The 509-nt window shown below is 51.5% G+C and carries 1 protein-coding gene; it reads left to right on the top strand.

Translation table 11 applies throughout. From position 1 onward, the window contains the following. Nucleotides 1-509, top strand: a 509-nt coding sequence (locus tag ACS8FD_RS24825) for a DUF7840 domain-containing protein (protein WP_439277801.1), incomplete at both ends; no start/stop codon positions are given.

Raw genomic sequence — 509 nt, 5'->3', positions numbered from 1 at the left:
CACTACGCTGCGCTTTTATGATACTGATAGCAGTAAGGACAATGAACCTGATAGCGTGGTATTAGAAAACTTTACCGTGCTGCGCGGACGCTCTTTTAATCCGGTCAATACTGCCAAGCAAGGCAAGACTTGGGGCGCAAGTGTCGAAGCAACGCGTGTGAACGATGGCTCGCAAGCCGAGGGTCGGGATCATCTAGTTGGGAGCGTTGGCTATGAAACTGGCTGGTCGTGGGCGTTCGGTACACCTAGTGCTGGTACTGGTGAGATGCCGCCACAGTTATGCTATGCCCTATTATCAGGGAAAGGGCAAGCCGGGCGCGGGATTAATAAAGGTTTTCGCGTAGGCGCAGGCGTAAATGCTGGCTGCCGTTATCAGATTAACAATCAGTTACGCGCGCAGGCTGAATTGCAATTGCCATATTGGTATCATGGCAGCAGCGACGACTCTAACACTCGCGGTCATTATTGGCAGCCGATCTCAAGCTTAGGTCTGCAATACGATATCGATA

It is taken from the genome of Psychrobacter sp. 1U2 (genome assembly GCF_051847575.1).
The sequence above is the reverse complement of the archived record's forward strand: the minus strand, read 5'-3'. Positions and strand labels throughout refer to the sequence as shown.